Origin of the sequence: Algimonas arctica (assembly GCF_014652695.1) — a bacterium.
GTDB lineage: Bacteria > Pseudomonadota > Alphaproteobacteria > Caulobacterales > Maricaulaceae > Litorimonas > Litorimonas arctica.
In genome coordinates this window covers 114,258-129,803 of the sequence record NZ_BMZH01000003.1, presented here as the reverse complement: position 1 = coordinate 129,803, position 15,546 = coordinate 114,258, and the positions used below count along the sequence as shown (strand labels likewise).

12 protein-coding genes are annotated in these 15,546 nt (G+C 52.8%); 8 read left to right on the top strand and 4 right to left on the bottom strand.

Annotation, left to right across the window (positions count from 1 at the left end; all coding sequences use genetic code 11):
• Positions 1 to 128: 128 nt before the first annotated feature.
• Both IE105_RS04795 and IE105_RS04790 read right to left on the bottom strand, forming a co-directional pair.
• Positions 129 to 2,084, bottom strand: coding sequence for an alpha/beta hydrolase family protein (locus tag IE105_RS04795; protein WP_189495996.1), 1,956 nt, complete (start codon positions 2,082 to 2,084; stop codon positions 129 to 131).
• A gap of 166 nt (positions 2,085 to 2,250) precedes the next feature.
• On the bottom strand, positions 2,251 to 5,613 hold the full coding sequence (locus tag IE105_RS04790) for a TonB-dependent receptor domain-containing protein (protein ID WP_189495994.1): 3,363 nt from the start codon (positions 5,611 to 5,613) through the stop codon (positions 2,251 to 2,253).
• A 400-nt stretch (positions 5,614 to 6,013) separates the two neighbouring features.
• On the opposite strand from IE105_RS04790, the gene IE105_RS04785 reads away from it, so the two are divergent.
• Positions 6,014 to 8,695, top strand: a complete 2,682-nt coding sequence (locus tag IE105_RS04785) for a response regulator (protein ID WP_189495991.1) — start codon at positions 6,014 to 6,016, stop codon at positions 8,693 to 8,695.
• Here the strand turns inward: IE105_RS04785 and IE105_RS15500 are convergent.
• Complete coding sequence (locus tag IE105_RS15500; protein ID WP_267904657.1) at positions 8,692 to 8,820, bottom strand: hypothetical protein; 129 nt, start codon at positions 8,818 to 8,820, stop codon at positions 8,692 to 8,694. The genes IE105_RS04785 and IE105_RS15500 overlap by 4 nt on opposite strands.
• 68 nt (positions 8,821 to 8,888) lie before the next feature.
• Between IE105_RS15500 and IE105_RS04780 the strand changes: the two genes are divergently transcribed.
• From IE105_RS04780 to fghA, 5 genes are read left to right on the top strand one after another with little or no spacing between them, the layout of a single operon-like run.
• On the top strand, positions 8,889 to 10,382 hold the full coding sequence (locus IE105_RS04780) for a CoA-acylating methylmalonate-semialdehyde dehydrogenase (protein ID WP_189495989.1): 1,494 nt from the start codon (positions 8,889 to 8,891) through the stop codon (positions 10,380 to 10,382).
• 9 nt (positions 10,383 to 10,391) lie between these two features.
• The gene (locus IE105_RS04775; protein WP_189495988.1) at positions 10,392 to 11,513 is read left to right on the top strand and encodes an S-(hydroxymethyl)glutathione dehydrogenase/class III alcohol dehydrogenase; all 1,122 of its coding nucleotides are present in this window, start codon (positions 10,392 to 10,394) and stop codon (positions 11,511 to 11,513) included.
• Positions 11,497 to 12,084 (top strand): hypothetical protein, encoded by a 588-nt coding sequence (locus tag IE105_RS04770; protein ID WP_189495986.1) that lies wholly within the window; start codon positions 11,497 to 11,499, stop codon positions 12,082 to 12,084. Before IE105_RS04775 ends, IE105_RS04770 begins: the two co-directional genes overlap by 17 nt.
• A gap of 47 nt (positions 12,085 to 12,131) precedes the next feature.
• Complete coding sequence (locus IE105_RS04765) at positions 12,132 to 12,506, top strand: VOC family protein (RefSeq protein ID WP_189495984.1); 375 nt, start codon at positions 12,132 to 12,134, stop codon at positions 12,504 to 12,506.
• A 17-nt stretch (positions 12,507 to 12,523) separates the two neighbouring features.
• Positions 12,524 to 13,369, top strand: coding sequence for an S-formylglutathione hydrolase (gene fghA / locus IE105_RS04760; protein ID WP_189496374.1), 846 nt, complete (start codon positions 12,524 to 12,526; stop codon positions 13,367 to 13,369).
• A gap of 64 nt (positions 13,370 to 13,433) precedes the next feature.
• Here fghA and IE105_RS04755 read toward each other — a convergent pair whose 3' ends face one another.
• Complete coding sequence (locus IE105_RS04755) at positions 13,434 to 13,844, bottom strand: BLUF domain-containing protein (RefSeq protein WP_189495982.1); 411 nt, start codon at positions 13,842 to 13,844, stop codon at positions 13,434 to 13,436.
• A 265-nt stretch (positions 13,845 to 14,109) separates the two neighbouring features.
• On the opposite strand from IE105_RS04755, the gene IE105_RS04750 reads away from it, so the two are divergent.
• Both IE105_RS04750 and IE105_RS04745 read left to right on the top strand, forming a co-directional pair.
• A complete protein-coding gene (locus tag IE105_RS04750) occupies positions 14,110 to 14,481 on the top strand; it encodes a c-type cytochrome (protein ID WP_189495980.1) in 372 nt (123 codons plus the stop codon).
• Positions 14,482 to 14,607: 126 nt separating this feature from the next.
• Positions 14,608 to 15,504, top strand: coding sequence for an LOG family protein (locus IE105_RS04745; RefSeq protein ID WP_189495978.1), 897 nt, complete (start codon positions 14,608 to 14,610; stop codon positions 15,502 to 15,504).
• Positions 15,505 to 15,546: the final 42 nt, after the last annotated feature.

The window sequence follows — 15,546 nt, the reverse complement described above, 5'->3', positions numbered from 1 at the left end:
CGCCTACATATCAATCTATCTGCGCAGCGATAGGGATTAGGCGCGGCGCAGTAACGCCGCCATCTGCATTGCGCGCAAAAAAAAACGCGCCCCGAGAGGCGCGTGTTGTGATGAGTGTTGAACGAAGCCTACAGCCCGCCCGGACCACAATCTTTTTTGAGGAAGTCCATCATCCGTGGATAGGCCAACATTTTGTGATCGTAATCGAGCGTGTTTGAGAAGTGATCGGCATTTTCCAATTCGATATATTCGAAATCCTTGCCGTATTTCTCGAGCTCATCAACATACTTTTTAGAGTGGCTGACAACTACCCGTTGATCAACGGAGCCGTGGATAAGGAGCATGGGTACATTGACCTTGCTCACCTCTTCGATTGGACTGACGGAGTCATCCCACATGGCCAATTGCTCGACACGCTGCGAACCTCGGATGCCGTTTCGATAATAGTTCACTTGTTGCTGATTATCCGCCACGGCCGCGCCTGCGATGACACATTGATAGATGTTGGGCTCACGAGCCGCCGCAATTAGGGCTGCGTAACCGCCATAAGACCAGCCAAACATTGCGACGCGGTCGGCAGAGACCTCACCCTTGTCAATTAGGTATTGGACGCCATCATCCTTATCATCTTGCATTTTACCGCCCCCTTCACCGCCGTTGATGAAAGCCGCTTTGTAGAAATCAAGGCCGTAATTGGTGGAGCCGCGATATTGCGGTTGCAAGACCATGTAGCCATTGTTGGCCAGCATTTGTCCCCAGTCATCCCAACCGACGACTTCTCCGACGAAAGGACCGCCGTGTGGCATGACGACTAGAGGGTGCGGTCCGGGACCGTTCGGACGGGTGACATAGCCACGAATGGTTTTGCCATCGCGAGCTTGATACGTGATATATTCAACATCCGAGAGCTGCTCAGGTTCGAGCAAGGCATTGACACTGCCCAGTTTTGAGAACGCCCCATTATTATAAAGGTAGTAAGAGCCAGGGTCGCGTGGACCGGAGTTTGTAACCACAACGACGTTACCGTCTCGCGATCGGCTTGACAGACGAACACGGTGGGCATTCGGAATTGCCGCCGTAAACTGGTTAACGATGGCTTCTTCTTCGGCGTCGAAATACTCTGTATAAGTTTTATCGGTTCCGTAAGTCACACCCGTCACTTCACCGGCCCGTGTCCAAGCGTTTGAGTGGCGAGTTGTTCCCCCAAGCTCGACTTCAGGGTGACGGAAAACGAGCTCACCAAATTGTTTGGTCCGAAGATTGAACTTGTAAAGCCCTTCCCGGTCTTCGCCGTTGTGAGCGATGACATAGACCATGTCTGGCTCGTCTTTGATGATTCCAGCATAGGAGAAGTTTTCAAAACTATCGCGTTTTATACGGTGATACTCTTCCCAACCACCGCCGTCGACAGGGCGCCATAAGTAGACAAACTCTTCCGACCCTTGATCGAATTTGCTGGCAAAACGCGGGTTGCCGTCTTTATCAAAACGGTATCCAAACAGTTCTTGGTTGCCCTTGAGCACAAGTTTCTTGCTGCCCGTTTTAAGGTCATATTCATAGTAATTGGCCGCGCGACGGGATTTGCCCTCTCGGGCCTCTTGAAACGTCACCAAAACTTTATTGGGTTTGTCAATCAAAGGAGAGACAAAAGAGATTGCAAAGTTATCGTCGTTAAGTTCTTCAAACTTCTTAGATTTTATCGAAAACAATGCCACTTTGGATTTAAAAGCGCCTCGGTTGAAGCCTTTGATTTTTTTACTGACTTGTTTGTTAAAAACGACGATTAAATCGCGGTCACTCACCCAGCTGAATTGTTGGATTTCCATGGTGTCGGCGCCGACGCGAAGAGGCTTTTTCTTCATATTCGCGGTTTCATAGATCTCGATAATATTATCACCCATCTGGCTTTCCGCTTTGATGAAAGCGACACGTTTCCCATCGGGAGACAATGAAACGCTGCTCATGAAATTTGGCGCAGCCCAATATTCCATTGGGTAGGGCTTGCTGACCTTGGCGGACGCGATCGTTGCCGGCAGGGCAACCATGCCCATAGCAGCAACACAGGATAAGAGGATCGATTTCATAGGTGTTTCTCCGGCAATTGGCCTGCAATTTGGCACAGTCCAGAGTGGAAGCAAGATACTTTGAGGCGATATTACATCGTAATCACAGCAAATTCTGCCTGTCGGCCACGAAAAAGGGCCCCAGCCTGAGGCTGGGACCCTAAATAGTCGTCTTAATCCCTAAGGACTAGAACTGTTTGTTCATCGAGATGAAGAACTCACGACCGTCAAGGTCGTAGCCATTTCCGATTGGTGTGTTGGAAATTGCGAGAACTTCATTGCTGTCAACCAGGGGTGGCTCTTTGTCAAAGACGTTCGAAACACCGCCACGAAGGGTCCATGTATCCGCACGATAACGCAAAGCGACTGTGTGGGTCATGTAATCATCGGCGAAACCGACATCACGACAGAACTCACCGTTTGCACACGTATCAGAGAAGAACCCTGTGCCGCGTGTATCAAACACGTCACTGAACGGGTCGATACCGTCAGCTTGTTGCTCGACTTTACCGATGTAACGCGCTTGCCAAGTCAGACGGAAGTCTTTCCAATCCAGCGTCGCTGTCGTTGTTCCGGTCCACTCTGGGAAGCCAAACTCACCGGCATCTTCGTCAAACAGCTCTTCACCTGTATCGTCAACGAAGAGGCTACTGCGTTCCAGCAACTTGTTGGCCCGAACGTTCAGACCAAAATCAAGCGGCTGGTCAAAGGCTGTGAACTCATAACCAAAGCGTGAGTTAATATCGAGACCACGGACTATTTCTTCGTCCTGGTTGATAAAGCCGCCTGAGACAAAGCTGACCAAGCTACGCGCGCCACCCGTTTGGATACGTCCACAGAATGGTGAGCGAGTTCCGTCATCACGTGAGAAGCAATCATTAACAATGAAAGCGCCGGACGGCTCAATAACAGCCCCCGTAACTTTGATGTCATAATAGTTCATGTTGAAGTCGAAATCGAAGCTTTCAAAGAATGGTTGCGTGAAGGCAAAACCAGTTGTGAAAGACGTGGAAGTCTCTGGCTCTAGGTCCAGTGAACCACCTGCTGAAATTTCGACACTCGCACTTTGTTGCGTGCCCAAAAGGTTACCAAGAGGATCGGTACCGACTGTAAGTGGGTCACGTCCTTCACGGCGACAGTTAGCCAAAGTTGTAGCATCACGCGTATCTTCAGAGGCGTTATAAACACCAGTGATGAAAGCATCATTGGGGACGGCACACGGGTCAAAGATTGTATTGAACCCGGATTGTCCGGCCAAGAAGTTTTCACGCAGGTTCGGCGCACGGTATGACGTACCATAGCTTGCTTTCAGCAAGAGTGGTGTCACGGGACGCCAGCCGCCTTTGATCGAATATGTTCCGGCCGAACCGTAAAACTCTTCATCCGTGAAACGACCTGAAATGTTAACGTCAAGTTGCTCGAACAAAGGATAATCAGCGATCAATGGAATATCGACCTCGGCGAAAATTTCCTTGATGGTTTTTTCACCTTGAGCACCCGAGTCAGAGAAGAACCCGAAGAACAAACCGTTTTCAGCAACCAATGATGGGCGTGAATCGATCTTGTCTGTGCGGATTTCAAAGCCCGCAGCAACACCGATTGGACCGGCAGCAGTTTTGCCGACCTGACCAGTTACCATACCATTGAAGATCGTTTGCTCATAAATGGTGTCGAAATCACGACGACCGAACACATAGTCACGTTCAGCTTGCGTTTCGAAATCACCAATCGCAGCACCAAGGACGCTATCGGCGAACAGATTGACCGGGACACAGCCCGCCGTCAGATCGGCCATCGCCAAACTAGGGTTTGAGAGGGCCGAAGCATCACAAGGGTTGATGACACCTGCGGGCGTGTTGACCCCGACAATAGGCGCGCCAAAGGTCACACCGAAGTTGACGTTATTATCATAATCATCTGCAATGCCGTCGCCATTGTTATCAACAATGCCGTCGCCATCAAAATCGAACGTCGGGTCGATACCCAAAGCCAAAGCCAACTTGTCTTCGCGAATACCGAGACGAGTCGATTCACCATCTGAACGGGAATAAGTCCCGGAAACTTCAAAGGTCCAGTCGTTCAATGGGCCGACATTCATCCAAGGGATATCGCCTTTGATACCGCCGACGATACGTGTCTGTTCTTGCGTAACATCAAAGTTACTCCGATCACCGCGGATAGCGACAATAGGAATAACGGGTGTCGAGAAGCCAGTGCTGAGGTTGTTAGCGAACAAGCCGCCTGCATTTTGTGCCGCACGACAATCGACGCCAGTCCCGATATTACATGGGTTGAACGGGTTCGCCATTGTCACATACGGGAACAGCTGTGGGGCACCAGTATTATCCGCACCCACTTCAGCGCGCGTATAGAGCGCTTCGAAGAACGGTGTGATGTTAGCTTCGCCTTCAAGCGTATATTCACCAAACGCCATGATGCTGATGCGCTTTTGTTCACTGATGAATGTACGGTCAGCATTAGATCCGTTGACGTTGACATTTTGGAAGTCAACATCACGGATGCCGTCGCCGTTGGCATCGACATCGCCGAAGCCGCCTGTGGACTCATCAAAGTTAGGAATGCCGGAGTTGCCAGCGTTGGGTGTGTAGTAGATTGACCCAAGGTTTGTGAATGGGTTGAAGATACGGCCGGAAATACCTGAAACTTTGCAGGCATTATCGGACACTGTGACGCCAGGCGTCCGGTCTTCAACAATCAGACGGTCAGAAATACCGACAGTCCGGATTTCGCCGCTTTCAGAGATTTCGTAATGTGTGTCACAACCAGCAAGGAAGTCACGGTCTGAAATCTTAACTTCGTCGCGGAAGTCATATTCAGCGCCAACGCCGAAGAAGCCACGGTCTGAGTTTTTGCCCCAAGATGCGCTGACAGTATAATCGTCGCCGCCCCCGCGTGGGTTGTAGTTGCCTGAACCGAAGACTTCCAAGCCTTCAAAGTCTTTGCGCAGGATTACGTTACCCACACCAGCAACCGCGTCAGAACCATAGATGGATGACGCGCCGTCGAGCAGCAGGTCATAACGTTCAATCAGGGAACCAGGCAGCAAGTTGATTGACGGGCTGGAAGGCGCGCCTTCAACACCGGCAGGAGCAATACGACGACCATTCAACAGCAGAAGCGTCCGGTCAGCGCCAAGGCCGCGGATGTTCAGTGTTTGTGAGCCCGGACCATTGTCCAGAACGAAGCCTTGGAATGTCGCGTCGATTTGCTGGCCAGAAGCCGCTTCGGAGCGCTGAAGAATAGAAGCTGGGTCAAACAGACCAACATCTTGGGCTAATTCAGTTGAAATCACCTGAAGCGGTGAGATGCTTGTGAACGCATCACGTTTAATGCGTGAACCTGTGACGACAACTGTGTCAGCAGATTCGTCGTCAAGAAGATCTTCATCTTCAATCAGAAGCACTTCCGCGTCAGTGTTTTCAAGTTCTGGATCAGCATCTTGTGCGAATGCGATCCCCGATGAGGCAAAGCTGGCCCCAACCAGCAATGACGAGCAGAGCAGAAGCTGCTTCAGGTTTAGATTGGACATATTACCCTTCTTAATTTTGAATGCAGGAATGGCATTCCCTTAATGCCCCTATAGGGAGGGTCCATGGACCTAACAAGTTCGTAATGACACCAAGCTTTAACTTGACTGTCGAAAATCCAGAACTGTAGCAATATTGCAACAAAGTAAGGCATTTCATAGCCGTGCGCCTCTTTTGAGGTCGCTCACGCCATGCGCCGTTTGGTTCATTGGGCCGAATAAATCCTGACGTAGCTGCGTGAGAGTTCGCATGCTGGCGTCGCTCCACAGTGTTTAGACCTAGTTAGCTTTCACCTGCTATCCGCGACTGTGAAATAGGCGCGCGGATATCATTCCATTGAAACTACGAACGAAATTTACAGCATCCTTTATCCTGACAGCCCTTGTGCTGTGTGGGGTGACAATGCTCGTCGCCACGCTCGTTATCGGGCGCAGCTATGAAGCTTTAGAGACTCATCAGGCGAACTCCGACTTCTTTGTGATCGAAAATGCCGTGCGCGGGAATATCGAAACCAAAGTCGCTTTGATGTCTGAATATGGCAAATGGGATGTCGTGCATGATTTTATGCTGGGTCAGGGTGAGGCACCCGTATCGGAGACCGGACTCTCCAGTTCACTCAGATTTGCAAATCTCGACCTGATCGGCTTCTTCTGCCCGAAGGGTTTAAAATACGGTGTCGTGCGAGACGAGGATGAGAACGCAGACCAATTGGCGCTCGCCGATATGGCCGCGGCTTACGACATGACTGAACCAGGGTGGTCCCAGCTTATGGACCTGATGAAGCCAGGCTTCATGATGAACGGCATTATTAAGTCTGCCGACGGACCTTTGATTGTCTCGACCATGCCGATCGTCGGGACGCGTGACGGCGGAAGCCATGTCGGGCACATCGTCATTGGCAGCAAAATTGACGCAGATTTCATCGCGGCCATTAAAAGAAAAACGAATATTGATTGGACCTTGCGGGCAGAGGGAGAGTTGGGCTTGGTCGAGCTGGCCTTCACGTCCGGTCAAGCTGAGGCCCGGGCTTATACGCCGCATGTTTCTGCAGACAAAGTCATCACGACGAAAACGGCGCTGTTTCAATCCGAAAACGGAAAAACATCAGTCTTACTATCGTCGAATACACCGCGTTTCATTGTCGCGTCGGGCAAGTCGTCATTGCGAACACTGACATTATTCTTAGCCATATCAATGATCATTATTCTCCTTGTCCTGCGGATCATGCTCGAAAAACTGTTGATCGGGCCGATTTCGTCTTTGACGAACCTGATTGCGGGGCGCGCTCTGCCCAAGCGGCGCGATGTGATCCAGCAAAACCAGCGGTCAGATGAGGTCGGAGACTTGTATCGAACATACAATACGCTTCAGCGGGCCAGCGAAGAAAACACGGAAGCGCTGGAAGCCGCTGTCAGTAAGGCCAAGGCGGCCAGCGTCTCAAAATCTGAATTTCTTGCTAATATGAGCCATGAAATTCGGACGCCAATGAATGGCGTTTTGGGGATGGCGCAAGTAATGCGCGGCACAGACCTATCCGAGGTGCAAACCCATTATGTCGACCTCATGTACGACTCCGGCATGGCTTTGATGACAATCATCAATGACATTTTGGATTTCTCAAAAATTGAGTCCGGTAAGATGGAACTCGATCCCGAACCGTTCGATCTACACTGCGCCCTTGAAAGCGTAATTGCGCTGTTAGGAAGTCAGGCGCGCGATAAAGAAATCGATCTGATTGCTGAAATTGAGTCCCTTCGCGACCGCACGGTTGTGGGGGATATTGGCCGTATTCGACAGACCGTGACAAATTTGCTCGGCAATGCGATCAAATTTACTTCGGAGGGGCATGTGCTGATCCGGGCGACCATGGAGGATGTCGATGCGCGTCTGAGTCGGGTTCGGATTGAGGTCGAAGATACGGGGGTTGGTATTCCTGAGGATAAGCTCGGCCTTATTTTCGATCAATTCACGCAAGCGGAGGGATCAACGACACGACAATTTGGTGGCACAGGACTTGGTCTCTCTATCAGTCGCCGCATCGTTGAGTTGATGGGCGGCACGATCGGGGTCAAATCTGAGTATGGCCACGGGTCGACCTTCTGGTTTGAACTGACCCTTGAGACGCAAAGCTCAAAGCCGAAACCCGTGGCAGAACCACACACGTGTGATCTGAGCGGAGTCGTTTTTTTAGTCGTGGATGATATCGCGTTGAACCGCCGTATTCTTAGCGAGCAGCTCACGGGATGGGGCGCAAAAGCCTATTGTGTGGATAGTGCGGAAAAAGGGTTGGCGGTTCTGAGAGGTGTGGCCGCCCGGGGGAGCCAAACCCTGCCGATCGTGATCAGTGATTTTCAAATGCCCCATATCGATGGGTTGGAATTCGTCCGGCAAATCCGGGCAGACGCGACGATAGCGGCGACCCCGGTGATGGTGCTGTCCTCTGTTGGTAGTGATGACGTTAAGCGCGAGTTCCGTGCGCTGGGGGTTGAGTCCGTGCTCGAAAAACCGGCCTTAACCGGTGCTGTGATCCGCGCGTTGCAAAAGATGGTTCCTGCGTCAGCGCGCGCCGCTATGTCCCCTGAAACCCTCGCCACCAATCCTGCTCTTAATCTGCATAGCGCACAGCCTGAGCCCGTCGTGACTGCGACTGCCCCGACGGCAAACCCCAAAATTCTTGTCGCGGAAGATAATGCCGTCAATCGCGAAGTCATGCGGTTAATGTGTGAGGGCGAACCGCTTGATTTGCACTTTGTCCACGATGGACAGGAAGCCGTCAATGCGATCCGTGTTGCCCAGTTCGATCTGGTATTAATGGATATCTCAATGCCGATCATGGATGGGGTCAAGGCCACGCAGGCCATTCGTCGTCTTGAAGCCCAAGCCAAAGCGCCCGCCACGCCGATCATTGCGGTGACGGCCCATGCTATGAATACGGAACGGGATCGTTATTTGGCGGCCGGAATGGACGATCACCTCCCGAAGCCGCTCATTAAAGGTAACTTGTTGGCGATGATCGCAAAATGGCAGGGGCAGACAAGTCAGGCCACCCAAACCGCCCAAAAAGCTCAGGCATCAGCCGCCTAGCGCCGCGTCGCCCCCATCGCCTTGCCTTGCGCGACGGGTGATTTTCGACGCATCACATCCATCCAATGATGAATACAGCCTTGACCCGCGACAGGGGCACGAAACCGCGTTAAAGGTGGTTCCAATTATTCTATCCATTGAGACATCGTGTTGGCTCTCACAGCGCCGACGCGACGATTTGACGAGGCAAAATATGCATACAATTGGCCATTTTATCGACGGTGCGCGCGTAGACGGCACATCGGGGCGCTTTAAAGACATTTTCGATCCCAATACGGGCGCCGTGCAATCGCGTGTCGCGATGGCAACACCGGCCGAGCTAGACGCCGCCGTTAAATCCGCCGCCAAGGCGCAAGTGGCCTGGGCCAACACCAATCCGCAAAAACGCTCCCGCATCTTGTTCGCCTATAAGGCGCTGGTCGAAAGCCATATGGAAGAGCTGGCCGAGACGTTGTCACGCGAACATGGCAAGGTCATTCCCGATAGCCGTGGCGATGTCATCCGGGGGCTTGATGTGATCGAATTTGCTTGCGGTGCGCCGCATGCGCAAAAAGGCGAGCATACCTACGGCGCTGGGCCGGAAATCGACGTTTACTCGATGCGCAAGCCGCTCGGCGTTGTCGCCGCGATTACTCCGTTTAACTTCCCCGCCATGATCCCGATGTGGATGTTCGGCATGGCGATCACGACGGGCAATGCGGTCATCTTGAAACCGTCTGAAAAAGACCCCTCAGTGCCGATGCGGCTGACGGAACTGTTTGTCGAAGCGGGCGGCCCGGTCGGGTTGTTGCAATGTATCAATGGCGACAAAGAAATCGTCGATGCGATCTGCGATCACGCCACGATTAAAGCCGTATCCTTCGTCGGGTCATCCGACATCGCGCAATATGTCTATGCCCGGGCCACGGCCAACGGCAAACGCGCGCAATGTATGGGCGGGGCGAAAAACCACGGCATCATCATGCCGGACGCCAATATGGAACAAGCGGCCAAGGACATCCTCGGCGCGGCTTACGGCTCAGCTGGCGAACGCTGCATGGCCTTGCCTGTCGTTGTTCCTGTCGGCGAAGGCACAGCGGAACGCTTTTTGGAAGCGCTGCTCCCGAAGATCGACGCGATGACGGTCGGCACCTCGACCGATCCGGACGCCGATTATGGCCCGGTCGTCTCCGCCGTACATAAAGCGTCGATTGAAGCCGATATCGACAAAGCTGTGGCCGAAGGCGCGACCCTCATTCGCGACGGACGCGGCTTTACCTTACAGGGTCATGAAGGCGGCTTCTTCGTCGGCCCGACATTGCTCGACAATGTCACGCCGGACATGGAGACCTACCACGAAGAGATTTTCGGTCCCGTGTTGCAGATCGTTCGCGCCAAAGATTTCGAAGCCGCCGTGCGCCTGCCGTCCGAGCATCAATATGGCAATGGCGTCGCAATCTTCACCCAAAACGGCCGCGTCGCGCGCGAATTTGCAGACCGCGTCGAAGTCGGCATGGTCGGTATCAATGTGCCGATCCCAGTCCCTGTCGCCTATCATAGTTTCGGCGGCTGGAAACGGTCTGCGTTCGGTGATGCCAATCAGTACGGCATGGAAGGCATGCGCTTCTACACTAAAGTCAAAACCGTGACCCAGCGCTGGCCGGAAGGCGAAACTGAAGACAGCGCGTTCATTATCCCAACGTTTTAGAGTTTAAGCATGACAAAAATCCGTAAAACCCGCGCGGCTGTTGCCTTCGCTGCCAAAGAGCCACTCAAAGTCGTCGAGGTGGATCTGCAAGGTCCACAGGCGGGTGAGGTACTGATTGAGATTATGGCGACGGGAATTTGCCATACGGATGCATACACGCTCGACGGGCTGGATAGCGAAGGGCTGTTTCCCTGCATTCTCGGTCATGAGGGCGCGGGTATTGTGCGGGAGCTGGGGGAGGGCGTGACCTCGCTCAAAGTGGGCGATCACGTCATCCCGCTCTACACGCCGGAATGCCGCCAGTGTAAAAGCTGCCTGTCGGGCAAGACCAATCTCTGCACCGCCATTCGCGCCACACAAGGCAAGGGCGTGATGCCGGACGGGACGTCGCGGTTCAGCTTTGACGGCAAGCCGATCTACCATTATATGGGTTGCTCGACCTTTGCGAACCATACGGTCCTGCCGGAAATCGCGGTCGCGAAAATCCGCGACGACGCGCCATTCGACAAAGCCTGCTATATTGGCTGCGGTGTGACGACAGGCGTGGGCGCTGTGACCAACTCGGCCAAGGTTGAACCGGGCAGCAATGTCATCGTGTTTGGCCTCGGAGGCATTGGTCTCAATGTGTTGCAAGCGGCGCGGTTAGTCGGGGCGGATAAGATTATCGGCGTTGATATTAATGACGATAAAAAAGAATGGGGCGAGCGTTTCGGCATGACCCATTTCGTCAATCCCAAAAAGGTTGACGGCGACCTTGTCGCGCATCTGGTTGACCTCACCGATGGCGGCGCGGATTACACCTTTGATTGCACGGGCAATACCGACGTGATGCGCAATGCGTTAGAGGCCTGCCACCGCGGTTGGGGCGTCTCTGTGGTCATCGGCGTCGCTGAAGCTGGCAAAGAAATCAGCACCCGCCCGTTCCAATTGGTCACAGGTCGCGTTTGGAAAGGCTCAGCCTTCGGTGGTGCCAAAGGCCGGACGGACGTGCCGAAAATTGTCGATTGGTATATGAACGGCAAGATCGAGATTGACCCGATGATTACCCACGTCCTTGATCTGGATCAGATCAACGAGGCGTTCGACCTGATGCATTCGGGCGAGAGCATTCGGAGTGTGGTGGTTTATTGAGTTGGATAATTATCCAGAAGAATTAGCTCCGAGTTTTGATAGTTCAGGTGCAGTCAGCACGCCATTTAGAGACTGGTGGAGCGCCAAGCAGATTTCATTTCCAAATGTTCCGGAAGAAGTAGCTCGCGAGTGGCTACATAGACATTGGGGCCTTTCCACTTTTCATTGGGTGCCGTCAGAAAAGTATAACTTCTTCAGGGAAAAAATCGATAGCACTGAACTTAGAAAAATTAGAACATCGTGGTCGAGATTTAGAGAGGATAACACTCCTGCATTGGATCAAGGGAAATTTATATGCGGCGACCATCCCAGCCGCAAATGGCCATTCGATAAAATTTGGTTAGAAAAATTTATGAGGGCTGAGGCGTCGTTTCCGAGCCCTATAATTTGTCTAGATAACCGAAATGGGCATTTAGCGCGACTTCAGGATGTACCAGCTATTGATAAAAGTTTGCCCAATGAAATGATATTAGTTGAGGGCCACACTCGATTGAACATAGGTTTATATTTGCAATCCATCGACGCTATGGCCACTAAAGTTGAAATCTTTCGCCTAGAGTATAGCGCTTAATAAGTTAATCACGCTGAATGTTTGTTTGAGAAACGAGGAGAACACCCATGTTCACACACATCATGGTCGGCGCGAACGACCCCGCGAAATCCATCGCTTTTTACGATGCGGCGCTGAGCCCGCTCGGCATTAAAGGGCAGACGATGGGCGAGCGCGCCTTTTACAGCTCGCCGAATGGCGGTGCGTTTGGTGTGGGCAAGCCGAGAAACGGCGAAGCGGCGACGTTTGCCAATGGCGGCACGATTGGGTTCAAGGCGCAGACGCCTGAGCAAGTCGATGCGTTCCACTCGGCGGGCTGCGCCAATGGCGGGACATGCGAGGGCAAACCGGGGCCGCGTTCAGGCGCGCCGGGCAATCCTTACGGCGCTTATCTGCGTGATCCAGACGGCAATAAAGTCTGTGCCTTTGTTTCGGGTAGCTAGGCTTGACTGAATTCGCTTTGGAAACCCTCTCCACCAACCGCGCGCATGGCGGCACGCAAGGCGTGTATCGCCATGCGTCTACGGCAACACACACGCCGATGACGTTTTCGGTGTTTGTTCCGGAAGGTGAGGGGCCGTTCCCCGTCCTATGGTATTTGTCGGGCCTGACCTGCACCCATGCCAATGTCACGGATAAGGGCGAATATCGCGCGGCCTGTGCCGAGGCCGGGATTATCTTCATTGCACCGGACACGAGCCCGCGCGGCGAGGGTGTGGCCGATGATGATGCCTATGACTTTGGCCAAGGGGCGGGGTTTTACGTCGATGCGACGCAGGCCCCGTTTGCCGCCCATTATCAGATGCGGACCTATATTGAGGACGAGCTGCCCTCGCTGATCGCGCAGAATTTTCCCGCGGACATGACGCGGCAGGGGATCACTGGTCATTCGATGGGTGGGCATGGGGCACTGACGATTGGTTTGCGAAATCCGGATCGGTTCAAAAGCGTGTCTGCCTTTGCCCCGATCTGCCATCCCTCCCAAGTCCCGTGGGGCGAAAAAGCGCTCGGTGGTTATCTCGGCGACGATCGACAGGCGTGGCGGGACTATGACGCCGTCGCGCTGATCGAGGATATGACAGATGACAGGCGCGCCCGTGTGCCGAGCTTTCTGGTGGATCAGGGGGCAGACGATAATTTTCTGGCTAAACAATTGGCACCTGAGGCCTTGGCCACGGCGTGCGCGGACGCCGGGATCGACCTGCGCTTACGGATGCAAGACGGCTATGATCATAGCTATTACTTCATCTCGACTTTTATGGCCGATCATATCCGCTGGCACGCGGCAAAGTTTCACGCCGTCTAACCGCCACGCGTTTACACAATAAAGCGGTTAAATTCGCGCGCCTCAAACTTTGCGGACAGGCGGCTTAGCTCTCAAATATGGAGTCAAACAGCATCCGGGCAATGCTCACGCCGAGGGACATCCGATTGGCCGCCTCGATTTCTGTGAAAAGATCTTCGTAGTCTGACGGGGGCACAGCCTTCAAAGACCAATCGGGGTAAGCCCTCTCTTTAAGGGAGGTATTACAGTGGGTGGTGAGACGGTTGTGCTGCGCGTCACTCATGATTTTGCTTTTTAGGGTTGAAAGCTCTGAATCGCCGCCTTCAATATATTGCATGACATTGTGGCCATCACTTATCAGAAAGCCCGTTATCCCGTAAGATTGATTGGACGCGGAAAACGCGTCGGACATGGCTTTTGTCTCGTCCCAAGATTGCGCCACGACAAATTCACTTGTGTAAAGCCACGCGTTGATCTGTATTGTCTCCTCAACCATACTTGCGTTTACACAGATGTGACGCGTTGGCGCAACCTCAGTTGGCAAATGTCGTCACCCCACTACCTCAACGTTTTCACGTCAGCATGATCGGTCCAGGCGTCCGGCCTCTGAGCCTTATTTAATATCACGTAGCCCCAAACTCTATAAACCTCTAAAGCTTACGCTGTACGGGGCTGGATCCTCACGGGCTGAATTTCCGGGGCCGGGAATGAAGCTGAAGGATCGCGTTTCTTAGAGCCGTGAAATCAGGCATGGAGGTCAAATGGATATCATAAGAGCGGTCACTATCATTCCTGTTATAAGCTTGGTCGCCTGTCAAAATGTGCAAGCGCCGACGATGAAATCTCCGCCGACGACGGTCGTGCAACCCTATGCGGAATTGGGAGCGGATATTGCCAAAACCCACTGCGCGGCGTGCCACAATGTGAGCCCTTCAGGGGATAGTCCGCGCTCTGATGCACCGCCCTTGCGGATAGTTCTCAGCCAGTACAATCCTGAGGCTCTGGCCGATGATTTTCGTGAACATATTCATGTAGGCCATCCGGATATGCCAGATTTCGATTTCACTGTGAAAGAAACCGAGGGACTGCTGTCCTACCTAAGAATGATCCAAGAGACACCCGCCAAAGACTAATCAGTCGGGTCTCTGAGGCCAAAAGCGTACTGTTTATGGGGTGTCAGTCAGAGACAAAACACGCCTAAAAATAGGGCGTGTTCCTTTAGCAAAGTCGGTTCCGTGAACGTCATAAGGATATTCAGAATGACTGAAAAATTTGGCGGCAATGAACGTAACATCGACGCCAAAGGGCTCACGCAACGGCAGCAAGACTTGATGAAGAGTGAAGCCTATCGGCTGTCGTCTAATGATCCTGATTTGCTAGGGTTGGATGAACTGCGCTCTGTCAGGTTGCAGTTGGAATATCTGAAGGCCGATCTTCTGCAAACGCGGGAAGGCATCCAGTCTACAATCGTCGTGTTTGGCAGCGCGCGCCTGCGGGCGAAAGAGGCGGTTGAGGCTGACCTTGAAACTGCCCGCAATGCGGAAACTGTCGATGTGAGCAAAATCTCCGATCTTGAGAAGCAGCTTCGAAGATCGGACTATTATGAGGAAGCGAGACGTTTCGCCAAAATTGTCTCGCAGCGGTTTCATGTGGCGGGGCGGCCCGACTTCGTTGTCGTAACGGGCGGTGGTCCCGGCATTATGGAAGCCGCTAATCGCGGTGCCGATGAAGCCGGGGCGCGCTCCATTGGACTCAATATTGATCTTCCTAAAGAGCAAATCCCAAACCCCTATATTTCACCGGAACTTTGCTTTCGCTTCCGTTATTTTGGATTGCGGAAAATGCATTTTCTTATGCGCGCAAAAGCACTTGTTGCGTTCCCAGGGGGCTTTGGAACGCTGGACGAAGTGTTTGATGTGCTCACCTTGGTTCAGACCAAAAAAATAGACCCGATCCCGATAATTTTGGTTGGGAGCGCCTACTGGAACCGCGTCGTCGATTTTGAATTCTTGGTCGAAGAAGGTTTCGTTGCGCCCGATGACCTATCCCTCTTTACGGTCGTTGATACCGCTGTCGAGGCGGTGCATGTGATCTGTGAATTCTACAATAAAACCCCGCCGTCAGACTCGGTTATGATCGGTGCGTGTCCTCCATAACCGCGTGACACATTCTGCAAATCTCCTTCCGTATCACAGCCT

What these genes read in the sequence shown, in the direction of transcription:
- IE105_RS04750 (WP_189495980.1), top strand. Translation starts at nt 14,110, where the DNA reads ATGGATATCATAAGAGCGGTCACTATCATTCCTGTTATAAGCTTGGTC.
- IE105_RS04755 (WP_189495982.1), bottom strand. Translation starts at nt 13,844, where the DNA reads ATGGTTGAGGAGACAATACAGATCAACGCGTGGCTTTACACAAGTGAA.
- IE105_RS04775 (WP_189495988.1), top strand. Translation starts at nt 10,392, where the DNA reads ATGACAAAAATCCGTAAAACCCGCGCGGCTGTTGCCTTCGCTGCCAAA.
- IE105_RS04765 (WP_189495984.1), top strand. Translation starts at nt 12,132, where the DNA reads ATGTTCACACACATCATGGTCGGCGCGAACGACCCCGCGAAATCCATC.
- IE105_RS04745 (WP_189495978.1), top strand. Translation starts at nt 14,608, where the DNA reads ATGACTGAAAAATTTGGCGGCAATGAACGTAACATCGACGCCAAAGGG.
- IE105_RS04780 (WP_189495989.1), top strand. Translation starts at nt 8,889, where the DNA reads ATGCATACAATTGGCCATTTTATCGACGGTGCGCGCGTAGACGGCACA.
- IE105_RS04795 (WP_189495996.1), bottom strand. Translation starts at nt 2,084, where the DNA reads ATGAAATCGATCCTCTTATCCTGTGTTGCTGCTATGGGCATGGTTGCC.
- IE105_RS04785 (WP_189495991.1), top strand. Translation starts at nt 6,014, where the DNA reads ATGCTCGTCGCCACGCTCGTTATCGGGCGCAGCTATGAAGCTTTAGAG.
- IE105_RS04790 (WP_189495994.1), bottom strand. Translation starts at nt 5,613, where the DNA reads ATGTCCAATCTAAACCTGAAGCAGCTTCTGCTCTGCTCGTCATTGCTG.